Annotated in this window: 21 protein-coding genes; 13 read left to right on the forward strand and 8 right to left on the reverse strand. The window is 33.8% G+C overall.

What is annotated here, in order from left to right; all coding sequences use genetic code 11:
- Positions 1 to 33: 33 nt before the first annotated feature.
- The 8 genes from IX38_RS00505 (at position 34) to IX38_RS00540 (ending at position 7,500) form a co-directional block, all read left to right on the forward strand.
- Positions 34 to 1,998: a hypothetical protein gene (locus tag IX38_RS00505; protein WP_034700851.1), complete on the forward strand. Its 1,965-nt coding sequence runs from the start codon at positions 34 to 36 to the stop codon at positions 1,996 to 1,998.
- Positions 1,995 to 2,876 carry a hypothetical protein gene (locus IX38_RS00510; RefSeq protein ID WP_034700853.1) on the forward strand — a complete coding sequence of 294 codons (882 nt, stop codon included), beginning with the start codon at positions 1,995 to 1,997 and terminating at the stop codon, positions 2,874 to 2,876. Before IX38_RS00505 ends, IX38_RS00510 begins: the two co-directional genes overlap by 4 nt.
- Positions 2,866 to 3,165: a hypothetical protein gene (locus IX38_RS00515; protein ID WP_165570681.1), complete on the forward strand. Its 300-nt coding sequence runs from the start codon at positions 2,866 to 2,868 to the stop codon at positions 3,163 to 3,165. Before IX38_RS00510 ends, IX38_RS00515 begins: the two co-directional genes overlap by 11 nt.
- Positions 3,166 to 3,311: 146 nt before the next feature.
- Positions 3,312 to 3,971 carry a hypothetical protein gene (locus IX38_RS00520; RefSeq protein WP_034700856.1) on the forward strand — a complete coding sequence of 220 codons (660 nt, stop codon included), beginning with the start codon at positions 3,312 to 3,314 and terminating at the stop codon, positions 3,969 to 3,971.
- Between the two features lie 436 nt (positions 3,972 to 4,407).
- Positions 4,408 to 5,307 carry a hypothetical protein gene (locus IX38_RS00525; protein ID WP_034700858.1) on the forward strand — a complete coding sequence of 300 codons (900 nt, stop codon included), beginning with the start codon at positions 4,408 to 4,410 and terminating at the stop codon, positions 5,305 to 5,307.
- Positions 5,308 to 5,464: 157 nt separating this feature from the next.
- A complete protein-coding gene (locus tag IX38_RS00530) occupies positions 5,465 to 6,385 on the forward strand; it encodes a helix-turn-helix transcriptional regulator (RefSeq protein ID WP_034700860.1) in 921 nt (306 codons plus the stop codon).
- Positions 6,386 to 6,440: 55 nt separating this feature from the next.
- Positions 6,441 to 7,067, forward strand: a complete 627-nt coding sequence (locus tag IX38_RS00535) for an energy transducer TonB (RefSeq protein WP_228377888.1) — start codon at positions 6,441 to 6,443, stop codon at positions 7,065 to 7,067.
- 1 nt (position 7,068) lies between these two features.
- Positions 7,069 to 7,500, forward strand: coding sequence for a nucleoside deaminase (locus tag IX38_RS00540; RefSeq protein WP_034700863.1), 432 nt, complete (start codon positions 7,069 to 7,071; stop codon positions 7,498 to 7,500).
- A gap of 2 nt (positions 7,501 to 7,502) precedes the next feature.
- Here IX38_RS00540 and IX38_RS00545 read toward each other — a convergent pair whose 3' ends face one another.
- Genes IX38_RS00545 through IX38_RS00560 form a run of 4 tightly spaced genes read right to left on the reverse strand, consistent with a single transcriptional unit; the run spans position 7,503 to position 10,590 of the window.
- Entirely contained in the window at positions 7,503 to 8,654 is a 1,152-nt protein-coding gene (locus IX38_RS00545) for a hypothetical protein (RefSeq protein ID WP_034700864.1), read from the reverse strand.
- Positions 8,644 to 9,216, reverse strand: a complete 573-nt coding sequence (locus IX38_RS00550; RefSeq protein WP_131368624.1) for a hypothetical protein — start codon at positions 9,214 to 9,216, stop codon at positions 8,644 to 8,646. Before IX38_RS00550 ends, IX38_RS00545 begins: the two co-directional genes overlap by 11 nt.
- 47 nt (positions 9,217 to 9,263) lie before the next feature.
- Complete coding sequence (locus IX38_RS00555) at positions 9,264 to 9,803, reverse strand: GNAT family N-acetyltransferase (protein ID WP_034700868.1); 540 nt, start codon at positions 9,801 to 9,803, stop codon at positions 9,264 to 9,266.
- A gap of 28 nt (positions 9,804 to 9,831) precedes the next feature.
- Positions 9,832 to 10,590: a type III pantothenate kinase gene (locus IX38_RS00560; protein WP_034700870.1), complete on the reverse strand. Its 759-nt coding sequence runs from the start codon at positions 10,588 to 10,590 to the stop codon at positions 9,832 to 9,834.
- Positions 10,591 to 10,846: 256 nt separating this feature from the next.
- Between IX38_RS00560 and IX38_RS00565 the strand changes: the two genes are divergently transcribed.
- Positions 10,847 to 11,449, forward strand: coding sequence for a hypothetical protein (locus IX38_RS00565; RefSeq protein WP_034700872.1), 603 nt, complete (start codon positions 10,847 to 10,849; stop codon positions 11,447 to 11,449).
- 124 nt (positions 11,450 to 11,573) lie between these two features.
- Here the strand turns inward: IX38_RS00565 and IX38_RS00570 are convergent, their stop codons facing one another.
- From IX38_RS00570 to IX38_RS00585, 4 genes are all read right to left on the reverse strand, one after another.
- Entirely contained in the window at positions 11,574 to 13,415 is a 1,842-nt protein-coding gene (locus IX38_RS00570; protein ID WP_034700874.1) for a M1 family metallopeptidase, read from the reverse strand.
- Positions 13,416 to 13,551: 136 nt separating this feature from the next.
- Positions 13,552 to 14,187, reverse strand: a complete 636-nt coding sequence (locus IX38_RS00575; RefSeq protein ID WP_034700876.1) for a hypothetical protein — start codon at positions 14,185 to 14,187, stop codon at positions 13,552 to 13,554.
- Between the two features lie 13 nt (positions 14,188 to 14,200).
- On the reverse strand, positions 14,201 to 14,668 hold the full coding sequence (locus IX38_RS00580; protein ID WP_034700878.1) for a DinB family protein: 468 nt from the start codon (positions 14,666 to 14,668) through the stop codon (positions 14,201 to 14,203).
- A 211-nt stretch (positions 14,669 to 14,879) separates the two neighbouring features.
- Positions 14,880 to 16,571, reverse strand: coding sequence for a DUF6909 family protein (locus IX38_RS00585; protein WP_034700880.1), 1,692 nt, complete (start codon positions 16,569 to 16,571; stop codon positions 14,880 to 14,882).
- Positions 16,572 to 16,731: 160 nt separating this feature from the next.
- On the opposite strand from IX38_RS00585, the gene IX38_RS00590 reads away from it, so the two are divergent.
- The 4 genes from IX38_RS00590 (at position 16,732) to IX38_RS00605 (ending at position 21,510) form a co-directional block, all read left to right on the forward strand.
- Complete coding sequence (locus IX38_RS00590; protein ID WP_034700882.1) at positions 16,732 to 18,096, forward strand: hypothetical protein; 1,365 nt, start codon at positions 16,732 to 16,734, stop codon at positions 18,094 to 18,096.
- On the forward strand, positions 18,083 to 18,517 hold the full coding sequence (locus IX38_RS00595) for a hypothetical protein (RefSeq protein ID WP_034700884.1): 435 nt from the start codon (positions 18,083 to 18,085) through the stop codon (positions 18,515 to 18,517). Before IX38_RS00590 ends, IX38_RS00595 begins: the two co-directional genes overlap by 14 nt.
- Before the next feature lie 47 nt (positions 18,518 to 18,564).
- The gene (locus tag IX38_RS00600) at positions 18,565 to 19,143 is read left to right on the forward strand and encodes a beta-propeller domain-containing protein (RefSeq protein ID WP_034700886.1); all 579 of its coding nucleotides are present in this window, start codon (positions 18,565 to 18,567) and stop codon (positions 19,141 to 19,143) included.
- Positions 19,144 to 19,314: 171 nt separating this feature from the next.
- Positions 19,315 to 21,510, forward strand: a complete 2,196-nt coding sequence (locus IX38_RS00605) for a glutamine synthetase III family protein (protein WP_034700888.1) — start codon at positions 19,315 to 19,317, stop codon at positions 21,508 to 21,510.
- Positions 21,511 to 21,831 lie beyond the last annotated feature (321 nt).

Raw genomic sequence — 21,831 nt, forward strand, 5'->3', positions numbered from 1 at the left:
TCGCTGTTTTTTTAAAATTTTAATCTCAAAAAAATGAAAAATATAGATATTAGAAATCTGGCGGGTATTGGTGTGGCTGATATTGATGTCTACAAAACCAATAGCAGAAAAAAATATGAAAAATATGTAATTGAAGGAAAAATAAAATTTTATCGCTCCAAAACACATAGCGAAGATAAACTTGGCATTCAAGATAATCTTTATAAAGGAGAATTTGGTTTTGATTTATACAATAAAAAAAGCTGCCCGAAAAAAGGCTTTATTCATTATTACAATATAGAAGGTAACTCTTTAGAAAAAATAAATGATGAAAAATATGAAGAATATATTTGTCCTTATGTAAGTATCTGGCCTAAAACTAAAATTATGCTGTATGTCAAAGCAGAAAAAAATCCAGGTGCAGAAGAACTTTTAGAATACGAATGTACGGAATGGAATAAGAATACTAATACGTTTAGCAAAGCATCATCTGCAATAACAATTACCAAAGAAAAACCTGAAGAAGATAAAAAAGATAAAAATAAAAAACATTTTAATATAAGCATTAATTGTACAGCAGCTTTTGAAAATGACATCAGTATTGTTGCAAAATACAATAATGAAACGGTAGGTAGAGTAATTGTGAAAGCCAATTCTAAAATATATGAAGCAGAAATACAACCTGTTCTTATAAAATTTGGCACTATTTCCAATTCTGAAATGTCTTCAAGCAAAACACATGATGCTTTTATAAAAGAAGACTTTTTAAATTTTTTCAATACTAAATCTTTTAATCAAGCTTATTTGCATGGCACATTAGCTTCAGAAACTCATACTGTAATTTTTTCATTAAATGATTTCATAGAAAAAAAAATAATTGTTTCGCGAACAATAACAAGTGACGAAAAAAAATCCCTCCCTTCCGCCAAAAATGGATATTATATTATTGATAAGGAACAATATAATAGTTTAATTGAAAAAAGATACTGCAGACTTGTAGATCCCGAAAATGAGAAAAGGCAGAAAACAAAAGAAAAACTAATGCTATGCATTCAAAAAATATTGTCACATTTTAAACTCGGTTTTAAATATGATGAAGAAGTTAATTTACAAAAAGCAAAAGAGTTTTTTTCAAATCAAACAGCAACATCAATTTGGAAAAAAGCGGAAGTCCAAACTGCATTTAAAGAATATGAGTCCATTAAGAAAAATTATACAGGTGATATTTTTCTGAACAAAAAAGATAAATTGCATTTATTCTATACAAAAGATATAGAAGGTACATTAAAAATAGATGATACCGAAGATGAAATAGCAGGTATTGCCCAAGCATTTTCCAAACTTGGGTCTGCAACATGCCATATTTTTAATAATGCTCTAAATGATAAAGCGAGTACAGGGCTTATTGTTCATGAACTTGGGCATTCCTTAAGTCTAGAACATACTTTTCCATCACAGCTAGAAAAAAATATAACTTCAAGCAAAGAGCAATTAAATAAAAAAAAGGAAAAGAAAAAAGATTTGGAAAAGAAAATCTTGTCTTATGCTCTAGATTTAAAAAACTATATCGGTATTGACCGCGTTTATAGAGATATTAATACAGTTGTTAATGCCAAAATCAGCAATATTAGCCAGGAATATTTTGAAAATTATTTTATAGCATATTTTACAGGGACATATACTAATTATAACCTGGGAGTAAAAATAGACTATACTGAAATGAATGACATCATAAAAATTGAAGAAAAAACATTACCTCTTCCTGTTGAAAATCCTATTGAAAAAATTCAGAAAGAAATTGAAGCACTTGTTGAGGAAATTAAAGTAATGGAAAAACAGTTAACAACTGAAAGAGTTAGAATTTCAGAAACGGAAGAAAACTTTATGGATTACCGACAGAAATCCAGCGGATCATTCAATACAAGTTTTGAATATAAATCATTTTATCAGTGGCAATGGCAAAAAATAATTAACTTTGGAATACAAAATAAACATTTTAAAGAAGTTAAGCAATCATGAGAACATTACTTTTTTTTTTATTAATTACAAATTTTCTTTTAGCACAAAATTCAAAAATTGAATTTTTATCAAGTGAAAAAAAATATGGTGTATCAAAAGATAAGAAATTGATTATCCCTGCAAAATATGACTCTATAACTATAAAAGACAATTTCTATATTGGATATTTACGCAACCATTGTGATTTATATGATAAAAGCGGCAATCAATTATATCATGATCTGCATACTGTCCAATTTTTAGATAATTTCTTTTTTAATAATGTTCAAATAATTGATTTATCCGGGAATACATATTTTATTGATTCAGTTGGAAACAAATTGAATCCTGATGAAATCAAAAGTAATTTTACAAGAACACCGTTATTGGATGAGGAATTAAGTTATAATGCTGTTGAAACATATGAAATAAAATCCCCCTTTCAAATCAGTTTTAGTCTCCTCGATACAAAGAAAATCAAAAACAAAGATATTGAATCACATAAGATCATATCACCAGAAAATTCAAACTTTATAAAATTTTTATTAACAAACGATACCAGTATTTCTTTTCCTAAAGATTATAAGTGCTATCTAATTGCCTACATGAGTTGTATATTTAATCAGTATCAGGTTCTTGTTGAAAAAAATAAAAAATTTGGAATATGGAATTTAAAAACAAAAAAGTTTGAGCTACCTGCTCATTACGAAGATATACAGGTTTTTGATCAAAATCTAATTTTAAAAAGAAACGATCTTTACACTTTCTTTCCTAATATTGGAAAAAAAACCAAATATAAAAAGTTAGAACCCTACATAGAATATTTCGCCAGATTTGAAACTCCAGATGGCAAAAAAGGATGGGTGGATAGAAAAGGAATAGAATATTTTGACCAATAATATAGATAAGCCTCAAAATTATTTGGATACAAAATTTCATAATCAAGTTGTTAGAGTAGTTTCTCCATTAGAAAAAGAAAGACTATCAAATATTCTATTTAATTACTCTAAAGGAAGTGGGTTTGTCTATTTTTTAGATAAAAAAAACAATAAAATTACAATTGTTAGTTTTTCAGGTGTAAGTGGAAAAAAAGAGTATGATACAATTAAAAGCCTTAGTAACAATAATAAAAATGAATTTGAAGAAATAATATTTGCTACTGCAACAAGTATGGAAATACTAAAATAATTTTATTGTTTAGGGCTTTCTTTCAAAAAGAAAAAGTACTTGTAGTGGGAAGAAAATAAGTTTGAAATTCTTGTTAATGGGCAGCAGAATCTTTTAATGAAACAAATATTGAAAGATAATCCAGAGATAACAATAGTAAATAAAGAATGAAACCTTACCTTAAAATAATTAATATAATATTATTTACAGCAATACAGCTATGTTATTCTCAGAATAAAATAGTTTTAGATTCTGTAAGAGTTAGTGTTTGTAAGAAAAAATGTAAAACATTTACAAAAGAACTATTGGATAAAAAAAACAATAATTCTGCTACTCCTTCATTTATGTTAGGAACTCCAAAATATTTGAAAATGTTTTCAATTTCTTCAAAAGTCAGAATGAATATTTATCCTTTTAATGAATATGATTCTATTTATATTGCAAAACCCACATTCATAAAGGATATAGAAGAACCTAGAAATTACTTACAAGAAAAATATCATAACTCAGTAAGAATACTAACTGAAGATGAAAAAATAAAACTTTCAGATATTTTATTTAATTATCATAAAACATATGACTTATACCGTATAGGTGAAAGAAGTACAATTGGTTGTGATTGCATACAATTAAAATATCCAAAAATTATTTTATTATTTAAGAAAGCTGGACAATTTAAAAAATATATTGCTTTTCCAGATGATGGTTGGAATAGATATAATCTTACCGATGAAGAGTATCAAAATTTTGACTGGTCAGAGGAAAAAGAGAATGTGATACTCGATATGTTAAAAAAAGATATTCTTCCAAATCAAAAGAAAAATTAACACCAAAGCTGCAACTAATCATTGCAGCTTTTTAATATTATCTAAATAAATAACTTTCAAACAAGGAACAGCAGATAATATCATGGATTATTCTGGTATTACATATGGTTTTTTAATTATCAACATAATATAAAAGATGGTATCTGGAATGAGGATGGAAAAACTATTATATATAAAGACGGGAAAATAATCTCCAGCAATTAAAAAACTCTTTAAAAAAATAAAATCTTCGGTTTATTATATTAGAAATATATTTGAAAAAGAAGATTTTGATTTACTTAACACACAGCAAATTAATCAATTTGAAAATAGTAGGAAAACCAAAGATTTTGAGACAAGCCTCTTATTATTTTTCTGTTAAAGCTTCCCACAAAAAAATAAAACACGACACGTTTTATTGCATTAAGCATATATATTTGTCTTATAAAAATTTACCATGAAGTATATTATTTTCTCACTTATATTTTTAGTAAACTTTTTTAGAGCGCAAGAGTTTCCAACAAAATTTGAAGAAAATGGTAAATTTGGACTAAAAGATCAAAATAACATCTTACTTCCTGCCATTTATAATCGGATATCTACTCATATTTTGATTATAACGCACAAATCTGATGAGACAAATATTTATGATCAAAACCTATCCATTCTATATAAAGATCAAGAAATTCTTAATTATCATTACTCTGAGAATCCGGATATTTTACAAATTATTTTAAAGAATGGGGCCTTGTTAACTTATACGCAAAATGGATTACTGAATGACCATTCTCAATTAATCCTACAAAAAGAATCAGATAAATCCTATAAAGAAAGTGGTAACAGTGGATCTCAAACCTATACAATTGAAAAAAATAAAATTCAGGAAAAATCACATCATATTTTTGTTGAACCGGAAGATGAACTCTTAAATATTAAATATCCTATTTATGGCCAAAATCCCAAGTTTTTAAATAATAAAAAAAGTTTAGAAATTGAATATGCTTTAAAAAGAAAAAATAAATCAAATGAAAAAATTATAGAGTATGGATATAGTGAAGAAACGCTATTTATCCCATTAAAAATATCCTATATTATTTCAAAGTTAAAGAGTAAATATGGAGTTTGGGATTTTAAAGAGCAAAAAATAATTATTCCTTTTGAATATCAAAAAATTGTCTCTCACCAAAATTATTTCTATCTGGAAAAAAACGGCTTATCTACATTCTATCCAAACATAGGCACAGAACCAAAATATAAAAAATTAGAACCCTATATCTGTGCTTTCGCCAGATTTGAAACTCCAGATGGCAAAAAAGGCTGGGTAGATAGAAAAGGAATAGAATATTTTGACCAATAATCAGTAAGCCACAGCATTTCTGTGGCTTACTATTTTTCTGCTAAAACTTCCCACAAAAAAATAAAACACGACACGTTTTGTCGCATTAAGCATATATATTTGTCTTATAAAAATTTACCATGAAACGCAGCAGTGCTGCCATAAAAAATACAGACGAATGAAAAAAGATTTTTATCTGACAAGATATGCCTTAATTATAAAAAGACTGGAAAGCTCTCCCGCCACCTACTCCCAGCTGGAGGACTATCTTTTAAACTCTTTCGAATTTCAGGATGCAGGGATCAAGAGCTATTCTATCCGTACCCTGCAAAGGGATATCCGTGAAATTTCCGATCTTTTTAACCTCTCTATTCATAATAAAAAGAAAGGTGATAACAGGTATTATATTGAGAGCCGGCCGATCATGGAAGTGGATGAGTACAATCAAAAACTACTGGAATCCTTCCAGGTAAGCAACGCCCTGAATCTTCATCCGGACTTTTCAGATTTTATCTTTTTTGAAAGCAGGAAACCTACAGGAATAGAACATTTTTATGATCTTTTCTTTGCGATCCGTAATAAAAGAGTGGTTAGTTTTGAACATTATAACTACAAAAATAAAGTCATGACTTCACGGAAAGTACATCCACTGGCTTTAAAAGAATCCAAAGACAGATGGTACCTCATCGCAATTGACACTAAAGATAAAACCTTAAAATCATTCGGATTAGATAGAGTCAACTATCTGGATGTAAGCGACAATAAATTCCGTGAAAAGTACAGTTACAATTTCAGAGAACATTTCAAAAATGCATTCGGTGTCATGAATCTTGCAGAACAAAACCCTCAGAAGATCATTATGAAATGCAGCAGGCATCAGGGAGAATACATCAGAAGTTTTCCGCTGCACCAGTCCCAGAAAGAGACCAAAGAAACACCGGAAGAGATCTATTTTGAATTCTTCCTCCACCCTACTTATGATTTTATGCAGGAAATTCTTTCCTATGGCAAAGAAGTCACGGTTCTGGAACCGAAATGTTTAGTTGATGACATCCGAACGCATCTACAGGAGTCCCTGAACCGCTATTTTGAAAGCTGATATCAAAGAATAAAAAGCTCATATTTTTTAATTATATTTACATAAATATACTCTTTTGAAAGCTTTATTCCTTTTCTTATTCTGTCTTATTTTCTCTTTTTGCTTTTCGCAGCAGAAAGAAGAATTCCGGCAGGTGAAAAACTATTACAACCAGCACCGGAGCATGCTGAATACAGAGTTTAAAAAGAAATTTGATGCAGAGCCGGATTCTTTCAAAAAAGCCAATATAAAGCTTGATTTTAGGCTTTTCATGAAAAAGATGGACAGCATTGAAAATGTAGCTATGATAGGAGCTTTGCTAAAAGTAAGAAATATAGAAGATCTACAGTCCCTGAAGAGTCCCGAAAGCATATTCGAAAACAGCGCTGAGAAATCATTGGTTTTTGAAAAATCTGCTGATTATCCTGGCGGATTTAATACATTGAGACAGGAAGTTGCCAGTCTTTTTTATACCGGAGGCGTTTACACTGAAGCAAAAACAGTAAAAACACACGTGGCTTTTATTGTTGAAAAAGATGGCAGTATCAGTAACGTACACGCACAGGGAGATAATTTTACCTTCAACAGGCAGGCCGAAATTGCACTGTATTCAGTTTCGGGGAAATTTTCTCCTGCAGTTATCAATGGAAATCCGGTAAGACATCAGCTCAGACTTCCTTTAACCTTAACTATCGAAGACTAAAATGTTTACCGACGAATATTACATGAAAATGGCCCTGCAGGAAGCAGAAGCCGCACTGGAAAAAGATGAGGTTCCCATCGGATGCATCATCGTTTCCAACAACCGAATCATTGCAAGAGCCCATAACCTCATGGAAACCTTAAACGATGTGACTGCCCACGCAGAAATGCAGGCCATCACTTCCGCTGCCAATTTTCTGGGAGGAAAATACCTGATCAACTGCACCCTCTATGTCACCCTGGAACCATGTGTGATGTGTTCCGGCGCCTTAGCCTGGTCACAGATCTCCAAAGTTGTAATTGGAGCCAGAGATGAGCAGAGGGGCTTTATCAACAAACACCTTTCCTTACACCCAAAAACTGAAATGGTAACCGGAGTGATGGAACATGAATGTTCAACGATCGTTAAAGAATTTTTCAAAAGCAAAAGATAATTTCATTTTGAGCCTTCTATTGTAGTATGGAAAAGAGGACGCAATGCGTTCATCTTTTTCCAGTTCAATTCTTTGCCCGTTATCATATACTTTCCAAAACTGAGGGTAAGAAGACTGTCTTTTTTCTGATATAAAAAACGGACATCAGTCTTTCTTCCATGGTAATCTTCCAGAATAAGTTGATTCTTTAAACCTGAACTGTAATGGAAATCTGTCATCTTCTCATCTTTATCCATCAATATCATATAGCTGTTCCGGTGAAAGAAAACATACTGAATCTCTGAGTTTCCATCCGTATTTTTAAAGGCTCCGTGAAGGAAAGGTCGATTGGCAAGGTCATCATTATAATTCCCAGAGCTGACATACGGAAAAAGTATAACCGCCAGCGAAATCCCTACAAAAGCAGTTTTAAAAAAGACCCGGAAAGGAAGAAACTTTACATCTGCTTTTGCTTTTTCCTCTAATTTTATGGTCTGTTTTAAAATTAAAATCCGGTACAGCGGAATCCATTCATCTTTCAATGTAAAAACAGCCATACATAAAAGGATCAGAGAAAAGAACTTAACAGAAATATCAAATCCCAGATTGATTAAAAGAATATGGGTTAAAATTCCAATAGAAAGCAGTAGTCCTAAAGTCCTCGTCTTATGAAAAAGGATCATCCAGGCAGCTAAAAGCTCCAGAATACCGGCGGATATTGAATAAAAACGGGAAGTTCCCATTGTACTCCAAAACAGGATGTCTTTGTCCAGATTTCCAAAACGGGAATACAGGATATTAGGTTCGGGAAGATAGAACTGGGCTTTAAAAATCTTATCAAAACCATATTTCATCAGGACCACAGCCAGATATACCATCACTGCTTCCTTAGAGAAAAAGAGAACCTGCCGCCAGAATTTCTTTCCTAATGCTATTACAGTTAAAATGGATACAGCCAGAAGAATTATTATCAAAACGAGCATAGAAAGACTGTCAGAAGAGAAATCTATTCTTGCCTGATCTGTTTTAAAAATATTTTTTGAAATCCATTCTGAAAGATCACCAAATAAAAAAAGTGACATCTTTTCCTGAAAATTTCCCAAAAAATCTAGCGGAAAAAACAGCATAAAAAGCAGAAAGAAGATTCCTGAAGCCAGCAGAAATCTATTTCTCATTATTCCTCTTATTTCTTTTCCATCCGTAAAATCCTGAAGCACCTGAAAGCATCAATATACCCAGCAGAAGTCCTCTTGGCATTTTTTCCGGTTTTTCTTTCTTTGGTTTTTCGGTGGGTTTAATTTCTTTATAAGATTTATTTTCTTGATCATACTCTACAAAAATGACACTGTCCATGTCATTGACGAAATTATAGTCTCTTTTCAGAACTGTTTTTACACTGTCAATATTCTTCTTTGAAAAAAGCCCATGATTACGTACAGTCTCTCTTCCCGGCTCCCAGAAGCGTTTTACTCCGGCCGGTACTCGTTTCTTTGCAGAGCTTGTTACCAGAACACTTTCTTCATCATTAAGAATGATCACAGAATCCAGCCTGGCATCTCTTACATATTTTTGCGGAACAATTCCGAGATTTGAAAAATTCGTGTCAAAAAGATGTTCTGAAACGGCTGTATTAAAGTTTTCCGAATGGCCGCTATGGCTTTTGAAAGCGATCAGTTTCGTTTGTGAAAAAATGGAAACGCTTATGAGTAAAGCTAAAAATGTACAGGTTGTTTTCATGGAAGTATTTTGAATTTGGATATCCGTTTCCATGAAAGGTTAAATCATCACCTGCTTTTAAAAACAGAATACATCATGATATCAAAGTATTCACCCTCTTTTTTGAGATGTTGTTTTAACAGTGCTTCTTTTTGCATTCCGATTTTTTCCATGATTCTTCCGGAAGCCGGATTGTGTAGAAAATAAGTCGCGTAGATTTTATTGAACTTCAGCTCCCGGAATCCAAAATCAATGAGTGCTACAGCAGCTTCGGTGATATACCCCTTATTCCAGAAAGGCTTCCCCATCCAGTAGCCAAGCTCGGCTTTGTCATCTTCCCTGTCGTGAAGTCCAATAGCTCCTATAATCCGTCCTTCCTTGTTACGAACTGCAAAGGTATAACCTGTATTGCTTTCAAAGGACTCCCGGGACATTCTCACCCAGAGTTCTGCATGTTCTTTGGTATAAGGATAAGGAATATTGGACGTGAGGTCTGAGAAAATTTTATTCTGAAGATATTCGGTCACAAAAGGAACATCTTCCTCTTTCAGCTGCGAGAGGATCAGTCTTTCTGTTTCTATTCCGGGGAATTTTTTTAATTCTCTCATATGTTTTTAGCTTATTGTAAACTTATCCCTATACATCTTTTCCTAAAAAATAAAGTCCTTTCAGCGTATGCAGCCTGTCCATCACATGGATTTTGTCTGTCAGAGGTTTATAAACATGAGAAACGCCACCCGTTGCCACCACGAAACAGTCATCATTCACCTCATCATTGATGCGGTCTATAAAACCTTCTACCATTCCCAGAAATCCATATACCATACCGCTCTGCATGCAGGTTACCGTGTCCAGGCCCAGTACGGATTTAGGTTTTTTCAGTTCAATATCAGGAAGCTGCGCAGTCTGGCTGATCAATGAATTTAAAGAGGTTACAATGCCGGGTGCAATGATCACTCCCAATGTTTCCCCGGTTTCCGTGACACAGCTTGCCGTAAGAGCCGTTCCAAAATCAATGACGATTTTCTTGCGGTTTGGATAGAGATTATGGGCGGCCACAAGATTGGCATAAATATCAGTTCCCATCTGTTTGGATTTTGCCTGAACCCCTGAAGGCGTAGACCTGTCCACAATCACAGGCTGGATGCCGTGGATCTTTTTGATCGCTGAACTGATGACCTTCGTAAGCTGCGGTACTACAGACCCTATGATGACTTTGCTGATATCCTCCGGTTCTACTTTATAGGTCTGATAAAGCATGAGGATCTGTACATACAGTTCATCTACCGTTCTGTATGGTTTTGTATTGATCACCCATGAAATATCACAGTTGTCTCCATTGAAAAGTCCGAATCTGATGTTGCTGTTCCCTACGTTGATTACGATTGAATTCATTTATTTTTTAAGCTAATCTGGGTTAAAAAACAGGTGTAAAAATAAAGCTTTATCCCCAAAAATAAGCAATATCTATATTATTTAAGGCAATTCATAATCCTATATTTATTACTGTTCCGATGACAGGTATTAAAGTGCTGATTATAAGCATCTACCGGCAGATTATTTTATCTCTGTAATAGAAACCTGAGCCTGGATTTAGAAGATTGGAAACATTTAATTATCTTTAAAACTGAAAATATTTTATCCTGCTTCCATGAAAAAATTAATCTTAGCTTTATTCCTTTGCATTAGCCTCAATACTTTTGCCCAGACCGGAAAACAGGTAAAAGATATATTCCTGAAAATAAAGCAGGAATCAAAAATCGACCGGAACGACAGGGTTGTTTATGATATTTTGGATGAATTTTATACTAAAAACCTGCAGTCGGAAAATGATGAAATGACCCCGGAAACTATTCAGAGAATTGAGAAAACGGCCTCCAATCCTGAGACGAAAAATCTTCATATCCTGCTTCTTTTCCTAATGTATCAGCAGCATCTCAGCCGGACTTCCGTGGCTGGAAAAACACCCGACACGGAATTTCAGATAGAAGCTATGAAGCTGCTGGAGAACGAAACCCGCGATATTTACGGAAAAGTACCCGCTATTATCTACATCTATAAAGCCGAAGCTCTGGACGGGAGCAGAAAGAAGGAAGAAGCTAAAGCCGCTGTAGATCAGGGATTAAAAGAATATCCGGATTCCGTTCCTTTAAAAGTATACAGCTATCTCAACACGAAAGATGAGGTTTTAAAAAATGATCTTGTCAAGAATCATCCTAATCACTGGATGGTCCTGCAGTTTGGGATAAAATAGTCATATAGTCAATCGTGAATTTTACTTCACAAGCGAATGGTGAATATTTCAAAAGGAACTTCAATGCAAATAAAAATCCCACAGAGATTTTTCTGCGGGATTATCTTTTTTATTTTTATATGATCTATTGCTTTACTTCCACTATATTATCATCCATATTGACATCTGCGATTCTCTGGCTGAAATCTATTCCTAAAACGGATAGCTGGTTTTTTGTATAAGGGATGGTGAGCGTATATTCTTTCTGGGTCCAGGGCCAGTAAGGCATGGTCTTAAAATCACCGTAAATATCTTTCTCCTTCCATGTATGGGTCATATTTAAAGGAATCTGATAAGTAACGATCTTTTTATCGTTTGTCAGCACACTGAAATCAACAGGCATAGGAACCTGCCCGTTATTGACTAAAGTAATGGTTGTGGATTTTGCTTCGTATTTTACGTCTTTAATTCCGTAATCAATGGTTTTTGTTGTGTTGATCCAGTAGTTATGGAACCATTTCAGGTCCATCCCTGAAACTTTCTGCGCAATATGAAGACAATCCCTGTCAGACGGGTGTTTCATGTGCCACTGGTCATAATATTGCTTTAAGGTTTCGGCAAGCTTTTGCTCACCCATGATGTAGCCTAGCTGAACAAGGTATAATTCACCTTTTACATAGGAAGCATAGGTATAAGCCGTTCCGTTATCGTGGTGATCACCCAGCCATACAGCCGGTTCTTCAATTCCTTTTTTAATGAAATTCCTGTAAGCATTCACCGTATTGGCAAAGGGATTCGGGAGCTCTTCCGGAAACAGCTGATACATCACATAGCCTTCTGCGTAGCTTGTAAATCCTTCATCCATCCACGGACGTACCGATTCATTGGTTGCCAGCATCTGCTGATACCATGAGTGGGCGCCTTCATGAGCCATTAAGCCCATTAATCCTTTAATATCTTTGGCTTCACCCAGGATCATGGTACACATTCCGTATTCCATACCGCCATCGCCACCCTGGATAAATGCATAGGCAGGATATACATATTTCCCGAAATGGCTGTTCATCAGCTGGAAATATCTGGTAACATAAGACTGGGCTTCTTCCCAAACTTTTGTTTTGTCATTCTGCTGGTAAACTAAAAACACTTTGGGCCCTTCCGGAACATCAAAACTTTTTACAACATAGTTTCTGTCGGCACTCCATGCGAAATCCAATATGTTTTTCGCGGTCCATCTCCATGTTGCTTTCTTATCTTTTTCGGCTTTGATTTTTGCATTGGTGTCATAGCCTTTAACTTCTGCCGGATTTTCAAGAACACCGCCAGCCCCGATTACATAATCTTTGTTGATCCTGATTGTAACATCAAAATCCGAGAATGGCGCATGAAATTCTCTTCCGATATAGTCAAATGTAGCCCAGCCATCATAATCGTACTCTGCCATTTTCGGATACCATTGGGTCATGGTCATATCAACCCCTTCCCTGTTGTTTCTTCCGCTTCTTCTGATCTGCTGAGGAATCACCGCATCCCATTCCATTGTAAAGGTGGTTGTAGAATTAGGCTGAACAGGCTCCGCAAGATAGACTTTCATAATGGTTTCCTGAATTTCAAATTTCAGATCTTTCCCGTTTTGTTTAAGCCAGTGAATATTTTGTGCTCCTTCCTCATTTTTAGGAATGGAAGCTAATCTTGAAATACCGTCTTTTTGCAATCTTGAGTCTCCGTTTTTACCTTGCCCTGCCACTCTCTGATCCATCATGGAATTGGGTTTGAAGGCATTCCAGTAAAGATGAAAATACACGACATTGAGTTCGTCCGGCGAGTTGTTGGTGTATTCTAAAGTCTGATTTCCCTGATAAGTAAATTTTTCCGCATTAACATCAATATCCATCTTATATTTTGCACTCTGCTGGTAATAAGCTCCCTGCTGTGCATGAAATTGAGAAATGATAAATGCAAACAGGATTGCAACCGATTTTTTCATTTATAATTTATTTTTTTTAAAGGTAGGTAATTTATGTAAAAGCCTCAAATAGGGAACTATTTTACAGGCTCTACGATTTTTTAGATTGATTCTGATTCTGATTGTTAAGTTTCCTCTCAGATTTTGCAGGATATCTTTATTCTCTTTCGTATTTTTCTCCTATTGAGCTTAGATCCGCAAACAAATCGCTTGAGAAATCTTTAATAAAAATACTTTTTGCTGTTTTTTTATTTCCTTTGAAACTTTCGAATTCGGCTCTATTAGTTTTCATACTGTAGAAATCATTATTTACCGTATAATCTCCTGTCAGCAAATTATATGTTTTATTACAGTGTCCACCGGGAGTTCTGTAACTATATTCATAACCAATCAGTTGAATATCTTTCACTTTCTGATTAAATCTTAATTTTAAGCCATGTCCGTAAACGCCGGTTCCTTCCTGATAAACAAGAAATTCAAGGACATCATTTTTATATTTTAACGGGATAACAAAAACACCATTAAATACATCAAAATCAATATAGAAGGTCTTCTTCTTTGAAGAAAGATAGATGATTAAAAACTTTTTGGCAGCATGTAATTCGTAATCGGATTGATAAATTACAGTTATGATATCCTCTTTTTTATCCTTATCAAAATCTGCAACAATTCTTTTCATTTCTTTTCCGTTAGACGGGCTTTCTTTAAACTCCGAAAAGCCCTTTGGAATTTTGAACTGGGAAAAGCAGTAACAAGGCAGCAGTAATATGAAGAGAAAATATATTTTCATCATTTATTTTAAATTATTAATTGGCCAGAAGTTTTTTGATCAAAGTAACCTGTCCCAAGTGGTAATAGGCATGTTCGATCATTCCGTCGATATTCCTTCTGTAAGTTCCGTATTTTTCATCAACAAAAACTTCATCCATTTTAGGATCGGGCAGTTGTTCTAATAATGATGCCAATTTTTCAGAATCCTTCCAGAGTTTATTTAAAAGCGCCTCCCACTGTTCCTGAGACTCAATTGGCGGGAGGTCGAAGCTGTACTTATCTCTTATTTCCAAATCGCCGCCTTCAAAAACATTGACCAATCCCGCGATGTAATAATCGATGTGATAGGTAAGCATAGCGATTGTGTTTAAAGGGCCAACTTTTGTGACTGCCTGTTCCCAGGTGACGTCTTTAAGTTGATCTTTAAAATTGGTATTGGCAATCCAAAGCCCGTCAAGCAGGACTTCTCTGAATCTTTTGGCTAATTGTGAAGCTGAGCTCATTGTGTTAATTTATGTTTCTAAAGATAATTATTTTTTACCACGGTCGATTGGCGGATGCTGCAGATTTATTGAACCACAAATGCATAAATAAAAGCACAATTTTAAACACTAACCAATTCGTGGTATTTGTGAAAATATGGTATTCGTGTTTCAAAACAAAAAACCTCAAATGTAAAATACACCTGAGGTTTCCATATGATTTAAAATCAAATTATTTTTTAGCCGGAATTTCTTTTTTTCCGCTGCTTAAAATCTTTTCAAGGATTCTTAAAGTGATCAGATAGGTAGGCTTCACTCCTGTAAGACCCAAGCCTCCTGAAGAAAGTGTACTTCCTGTTTCCAATGGATTATCTGAAGCATAATACGCATAACATACAAACAGATCCGGGGCAATATGATGCCTGATTTTAGAAGCTACCTGAATGGCTTTCTGGTAATGCGCTCCTTCCATTTCAAGACCGATTGCTTTCCATGAAGTGTTCATGAAGTAAGAAAGAATATCCCTGTTTTGAAGCGAAGTTCCTAAAACGGTAATCATCGGGCCTTCAAATGCCTTTAATTCATCATCTTTAAAGTCATCCAGTTTTAAGGCATTTTCAAAAGGATAGTTATCTGCTGTCCCTTCAAAAATATGGGCAGTAGGAATCATGATATCTCCTTTTCCTCCGGCAAGAATTCCTGCTTTACCCATGATGGAAACGGATTTCACTTTCATCATATAAACCTCTCCTGTGTGTTCGAAAGGTCTCAGTAGTTCATCCATTACCTCAAAGGCCTGCTCTCCGAAAGCATAGTCGAAAACCATGATCACATCGTCTCCGCTGTATTTTATACCGTTGAACGGAGTATTTTTAAGATTTGTTTTGCTTAAATCAATGATCTGAACATCTATATTACTTCCGCTCTTATCATTAATATAGATCAACCCTTCCTCCAAAGCATATTTGGAAACTTTGTCGCGAAGTTCTTTTTTATCAGAAATATCACCGTAAAGCTTATAGTCTACTTCTTTATTGTCTTTTTTCTTTAAAGCATCATTTCCATACAGCATATTTTTCACGGAGTGCATATTGGCAGAAATAATGTGCAGTGGACGCATGTGAAGGTCGTTTTCAAATAAAACTTCTTTCACTTTGTTGGCCCATTTTTCACCAAAATAGTGATGCCCTACTCTTTCCTTTAATATAGCACTGAAATGAATTTCTCTTTCTCTCGTCTGTTTTGCATCTTCCAGACTTACTTTTCCTAAGTTGTAGATGATTTTAAATAAACGGTCAGGATTATCATCGTCCCCGAAAGCATTGTAAGCGTTAAGGGTTTCTTCAAAAGTTCTTCCTATTAAAGAAGACAAATGAATAAGAGCAACCTCTTTTTCTTTTCTGCTGAATTTCTTCTCCCCTTTTACTACTTCTTCGATAATTTTAAAAGCACGCGTCGGTTTCCAGTTTTCATCCTGAATGAAAGCCAGGTTTCTCACTTTATCCGCTTCTATAAATAAAAATGTTAAGTGGGTAAGAATATCATAAATTTCAGAACGGCCCAAAAGAACTTCAATATTCATCTGGTGTTCATCTATCCGGTAACAGTTTCTTCTTCTCTTTTTAGGTACAATGGGTTCGAAACTTCCTTTATCAAAACCTTCATCCGATGTAAGATGAATAAAAGCACATTCTTCAATTCCTTCCGGAAGTCTGTCTAAAACGTACATCAAACCATCCAGCTCCATTTTGTTAGGAATATTCATGGTTCCATAAATCTCCGGATTGATCGTCTTTAACAAACTTCTGATACTTTCTCCAGAAACACCGGCAGGTTTAAAAAAACCTCTGTAAAAGAGGTGTCTCATAGAAATATACAATCTTTCGATTGCTTCCGTTGTTTCTCTAGCTCTAGAATTTGTCATAAAATAAATTTCACACAAATATACAAAATCTTCGCTCAACTTATTTTAAGTATCTTTTAACAAGTTGTTTGACGATACGTTTAATTATTTTTTATACGTCAAGTTTTGACGTGATCAAGGGTTAGTTTTGTTTTAAACATTAACAAATAACTTTTCACAAATGAGCTACCCAATAAGATTAGGATTAAACACCCAATATCCTTCAATGAAAGTTTCAAATCTTGCCAATCAAGATGCATTACTAAAAAGAGAAAGAGACGAAGGTAATGTTGGTTTTTTTCTCAATAAAACGGAACTGAATACTGTAAAAACTCTTTTCCAGATTAGAAATGCAATTTATTACAGAAAATTAATAAAACCAGTTCAACTATCAGATTACTCGACAGACATATTTCCGAAAGAGCGTGTTTTTATTGCCGGGAAAATTTTTCCTGTTATCAATATTCTATTTAAATATGCTGATGTAAGAAGTGTAGAAGAAAATATAAATCCAACAATTATTGAGATGGTTGAAGGTGCATCAAAAGTTAAATATTATGATTCCAACATTCATAATTCGAAATTTATAGGTATAGATGGAGGAAAAATCCGCATACTGCTGCCTAAAAATTATGGAAGTATAAATTTCCCCCAACTTATGTTTGATTTTCTGACCAATAAGAACTCTATAGATAAATATATTGGAGGAGAATTTCATGATTATGATACTTATAAATTAGCTCTTAGAAATAAAGCAATCAAACTTGATGATTGGAAAGGGCAAGACGTATCGTGGCTAACAAAAGACAGGGATACTAATTCAGATCGATGGAGAAGGGGCTACTCCTATATTATTCAAAACAAAATACAAGGGAGAATGGCTCCTTTTAAGCAAATTTATGACTTCTATAATGCTGTTGACTGGTATATCACAAATGTTTACAAACATGAAGTAAGATGGTGTAAAGGTGCAAAAAGACTAGTATTAGCTTTTTCAGAAAGTGTGTTTTGGGGAAATACAGGAAGTTTAGAAGGGGGCTCCAATGTAATTGACAATGATGTGGAAACAATATTAAATGAATTGAATTTAGGGATTTGTGACTATGCTATTACAAAATTTCATGAATTAATGTATGGGAAATATTCAAAAAAACCATTAAAAGGAGATGATGCTTATAATTGGGATGTAACTTTTATAATACATGAACAACAAGTAGTAGCTCCACCAATCTATAAAAAAACTACTAGTAGTACTATCAAAAAATATCAAGATATGGCAGATAAAGATCCTAAAAGTATGATGGGAGCAGGATCTCAAATAATAAGCCAATTTAATGACATCCTGCCTGCTTTTGATAATTTCAACCCTCCTGCAAAAGTTACAGATGATTTATTTAGAACAGATTTACCATTACTTATGCTATATTTAGATAAGCACAAAATTAATAAAACTAAGGTGTCAGCATCGTTAAAAAATTATTTAACTTTGGATGGACATGTAAATGATGAGTGCAAAAAAATAATTAAAGATTATGTTGTTAAATAAAACATCTAAGATAATTGACCCTAAATTATTAAAAATTTGGGGTCTTCATTTATTAATATTTTATCCTATTTGTAGTTTTTTGGAAGATAATTTAGAGGTTAACACTTTAGATTTTAAATCCCATATTGACCCAGAATTTTGGAAGACATCTTTATTTTCACCGATAAATGCTCTTTGGGGCTTTTGGGAAAAATTTCCCTTTTTTATTTTTATGGCTTTGGGAATAAATATAATTTTTAATCGGTTTAGTAAAAATAAAATTTTTATAAATTATATATTTAGTTTAATTGTTTCATACCTTATAGTTTATTTTATTCACCCTTATAAAGGCGGTATTTTTTTCTATATAATTCCAAGTTTAATAATTACAATTATTATTCAGATGCTTATTTTCAAAAAAGAAATTTTTAATAATCAATAAGCTGTAAAAGCCTCTTTTATCTCAATCTTTGTAAACTCCGTACAACCATGAAAGCTATCATAATTTTTATTTTTTTATTTACTAATTTATTTTCTCAAAATAAATTTGATTATTTTGATATGGAATTGGAAATAAAGGGAAGAGAGAATCATGGAGATGTAAAATGCGACACATTATATTACTTAAAAAACATTGATGAAAACACCATTAATGAAACAATAAAAGCGTTGAATAAATATAGTAGATTTAAGCTAAAAAAAGGCAATGGGTACTTGAAAATAACACAAAACGAAAAGAAATATCTTATATCAGAATTAGAAAAATTAAACCACTTTGAATGGGATGACAATTTATTTAATAAATCTAAGGCTGTTCAAATAAAAGATTTCAATAAAGTATTTCATATTACAAATAATTTAAAAAACGAGGAACAAATAAAAATGTGTTCCATGATCTATACTTTTTCAAAGCCCATATACTTCAGAAACAATGAACTTTGTTTAATATTATATCAGGAAAATCATTCAGCCGAAGAAGCTTTTATTAATTTTAATGTTTATAAAGTATCGGATACACACATTCCAACCGAAGAATATGCTTCAATTTTCTTTATATATAAACATTAGAATAATTGCACAATCCAAAAACTTCAAACTTTAAACCAGACCACCCTTATCAAAAGTCATATCACAGTTTAAGATTTAGTTAAATTTCAAACATACCCCTATATTTTTCAGGGCAAAATTATTTTCAATTCATTTTTTTTGTAAATTTGCCCTGTAAAAATTAACCTTATTATGTCAACTTTAAGATTCAAAGCGTTAGAAACTTTACCATTTAAGGACTTCAGAAGAGATAACTCTGTTGAGGTTCCCGGAAAACTGTCAGAATTATTCTGTCAGAATGTTTTCTCAGAAGAAACTATGAGAGAATATTTAACTAAAGAAGCATTCCAGTCTATTATGGATGCTATTAAAAAAGGAACAAAGATCCAGAGACACATTGCAGACCAGGTAGCAGTAGCTATGAAAGACTGGGCAATGAGCAAAGGAGCGACTCACTACACTCACTGGTTTCAGCCTTTGACAGGAACTACTGCAGAAAAGCACGATTCTTTCTTTACACCAATTGAAGGAGGCAGAGCCATCGAAAGATTCAGCGGGAACTTATTGATCCAGCAGGAACCTGATGCTTCTTCTTTCCCGAACGGAGGGATCAGAAATACTTTCGAAGCAAGAGGTTATACAGCATGGGACCCTACGTCTCCTGCATTCATCATGGGAACTACTTTATGTATTCCTTCGATCTTCATTTCTTATACAGGAGAAACTTTAGATTATAAAGCCCCTCTTTTAAGAGCTTTGAATGCCGTGGATGAAGCTGCAACCAACGTGATGCAGTATTTTGACAAAAACGTAACAAAAGTAACTCCCACTTTAGGCTGGGAGCAGGAATATTTCTTAGTTGACTCCGCATTATACCAATCCCGTCCGGACCTTGTTTTAACAGGAAAGACTTTATTGGGACACTCTCCTGCTAAAGGACAGCAATTGGACGACCACTATTTCGGTTCTATTCCTACAAGGGTAATGAACTTCATGAAAGAGCTGGAAATTGAATGTATGAAGCTGGGAATCCCTGTAACAACAAGACATAACGAAGTTGCTCCGAACCAGTTTGAGCTTGCCCCGATGTTTGAAGAAGTAAACGTTGCCGTAGACCACAACTCTTTGCTGATGGACATCATGGCAAGAATTGCTCACAAACACCATTTCCATATTTTATTCCACGAAAAACCATTTGCAGGAGTAAACGGAAGCGGAAAGCACAATAACTGGTCTTTAGCGACCGATACAGGTGAAAACCTTTTAAGCCCGGGAAAAAACCCTAAGAAAAACTTACAGTTCTTAACGTTCTTCGTAAATACCATTAAAGCGGTATATGAATATGCCGACCTTTTAAGAGCAAGTATCGCATCTGCAAGCAACGACCACAGATTAGGCGCTAACGAAGCTCCACCGGCCATTATTTCCGTATTCATCGGAAGTCAGCTGTTCAGAGTACTGGAAGAGCTTGAAAAAGTAACGGAAGGAAAACTTTCTCCGGACGAAAAAACAGACCTTAAACTGAATGTTGTCGGGAAAATTCCAGAAATTCTTTTAGATAACACTGACAGAAACAGAACTTCTCCGTTTGCATTTACAGGAAATAAATTCGAGATCAGAGCGGTAGGATCTTCTGCCAACTGTGCAGAGTCTATGACGGTAATGAATACTATTGCTGCAAAACAGCTGATTGATTTCAAAAAAGAAGTTGATGCTCTTATCGAAACAGGACTGAAGAAAGATGAAGCAATCTTCAATGTATTAAGAGAATACATCAAGCAGTGCAAGAGCATTATGTTTGAAGGTGACGGATATTCTGATGACTGGGCAAAAGAAGCTAAAAAGAGAGGCTTAAATAACCTGAAAACCACTCCGGAAGCGCTTAAGCAGGAAATGGATAAAAAATTCGTTGCCCTTTATGAAGAGATCGGAGTATTCACTCATAGGGAGGTTGAGGCAAGAAACGAAATCAAATTAGAAAAATATTCTACTGTAATTGATATTGAGGCAAGAGTTTTAAGTGATATCGCAAGAAACCACATCATTCCTTCTGCTTTAAATTATCAGAACAGATTAATTGAGAACGTAAAAGGTCTTAAAGAAATATTCCCGGATAAAGAATTCAAAACATTAGCGAAAGAGCAAATGAGCTTAATCACTAATATCTCTGAAAATGTTTCCAAGATCAAATTAGGTGTTGAAGACCTTATTAAAGCGAGAGAGGCGGCAAAAGCCGTATCAAATAGTCAGAAGCAGGCAGAAACTTACTGCAGCAAAGTAATTCCTTTATTTGATGTGATCAGAGAAGCTTCTGATGATCTTGAAATGATGGTGGATGATGAACTTTGGCCAATGACTAAATATAGAGAAATGTTATTTACAAAATAACATCTTTAAAGTTCCATATTAGTTACACTCCCCGGTTTTCCGGGGAGTTTTTTTGTTTTATTAACAGATGCAAAAATTAGAGTTTTAAATCCTGATCTCCGATTAATAAAGGAAAAGCCATTATTTTGTTAAAGAATCATAATAAAAAAAACCGCATACTGACCAAAAATGGGCGCTTACGGTTTGTTTTTCTTTAACATACTCAAATAATATGTTAAAATGTGTTAAATAAAGAACCTGACAATAATCATATCAGGGGTCTTTTGCCCGGAATCTTTACTTTTGTAGTGCTTTTGAAAATAAATATTCCTTTTTAACACG

Source organism: Chryseobacterium luteum (assembly GCF_000737785.1).
Classification (GTDB): domain Bacteria; phylum Bacteroidota; class Bacteroidia; order Flavobacteriales; family Weeksellaceae; genus Chryseobacterium; species Chryseobacterium luteum.

Coding starts and splice junctions, on each gene's coding strand:
- IX38_RS00595 (WP_034700884.1), top strand. CDS start 18,083: ATGTTGTTAAATAAAACATCTAAGATAATTGACCCTAAATTATTAAAA.
- IX38_RS00520 (WP_034700856.1), top strand. CDS start 3,312: ATGAAACCTTACCTTAAAATAATTAATATAATATTATTTACAGCAATA.
- IX38_RS00590 (WP_034700882.1), top strand. CDS start 16,732: ATGAGCTACCCAATAAGATTAGGATTAAACACCCAATATCCTTCAATG.
- IX38_RS00555 (WP_034700868.1), bottom strand. CDS start 9,803: ATGAGAGAATTAAAAAAATTCCCCGGAATAGAAACAGAAAGACTGATC.
- IX38_RS00525 (WP_034700858.1), top strand. CDS start 4,408: ATGAAGTATATTATTTTCTCACTTATATTTTTAGTAAACTTTTTTAGA.
- IX38_RS00540 (WP_034700863.1), top strand. CDS start 7,069: ATGTTTACCGACGAATATTACATGAAAATGGCCCTGCAGGAAGCAGAA.
- IX38_RS00560 (WP_034700870.1), bottom strand. CDS start 10,590: ATGAATTCAATCGTAATCAACGTAGGGAACAGCAACATCAGATTCGGA.
- IX38_RS00580 (WP_034700878.1), bottom strand. CDS start 14,668: ATGAGCTCAGCTTCACAATTAGCCAAAAGATTCAGAGAAGTCCTGCTT.
- IX38_RS00510 (WP_034700853.1), top strand. CDS start 1,995: ATGAGAACATTACTTTTTTTTTTATTAATTACAAATTTTCTTTTAGCA.
- IX38_RS00605 (WP_034700888.1), top strand. CDS start 19,315: ATGTCAACTTTAAGATTCAAAGCGTTAGAAACTTTACCATTTAAGGAC.
- IX38_RS00585 (WP_034700880.1), bottom strand. CDS start 16,571: ATGACAAATTCTAGAGCTAGAGAAACAACGGAAGCAATCGAAAGATTG.
- IX38_RS00550 (WP_131368624.1), bottom strand. CDS start 9,216: ATGAAAACAACCTGTACATTTTTAGCTTTACTCATAAGCGTTTCCATT.
- IX38_RS00545 (WP_034700864.1), bottom strand. CDS start 8,654: ATGAGAAATAGATTTCTGCTGGCTTCAGGAATCTTCTTTCTGCTTTTT.
- IX38_RS00565 (WP_034700872.1), top strand. CDS start 10,847: ATGAAAAAATTAATCTTAGCTTTATTCCTTTGCATTAGCCTCAATACT.
- IX38_RS00505 (WP_034700851.1), top strand. CDS start 34: ATGAAAAATATAGATATTAGAAATCTGGCGGGTATTGGTGTGGCTGAT.
- IX38_RS00575 (WP_034700876.1), bottom strand. CDS start 14,187: ATGATGAAAATATATTTTCTCTTCATATTACTGCTGCCTTGTTACTGC.
- IX38_RS00570 (WP_034700874.1), bottom strand. CDS start 13,415: ATGAAAAAATCGGTTGCAATCCTGTTTGCATTTATCATTTCTCAATTT.
- IX38_RS00530 (WP_034700860.1), top strand. CDS start 5,465: ATGAAAAAAGATTTTTATCTGACAAGATATGCCTTAATTATAAAAAGA.
- IX38_RS00600 (WP_034700886.1), top strand. CDS start 18,565: ATGAAAGCTATCATAATTTTTATTTTTTTATTTACTAATTTATTTTCT.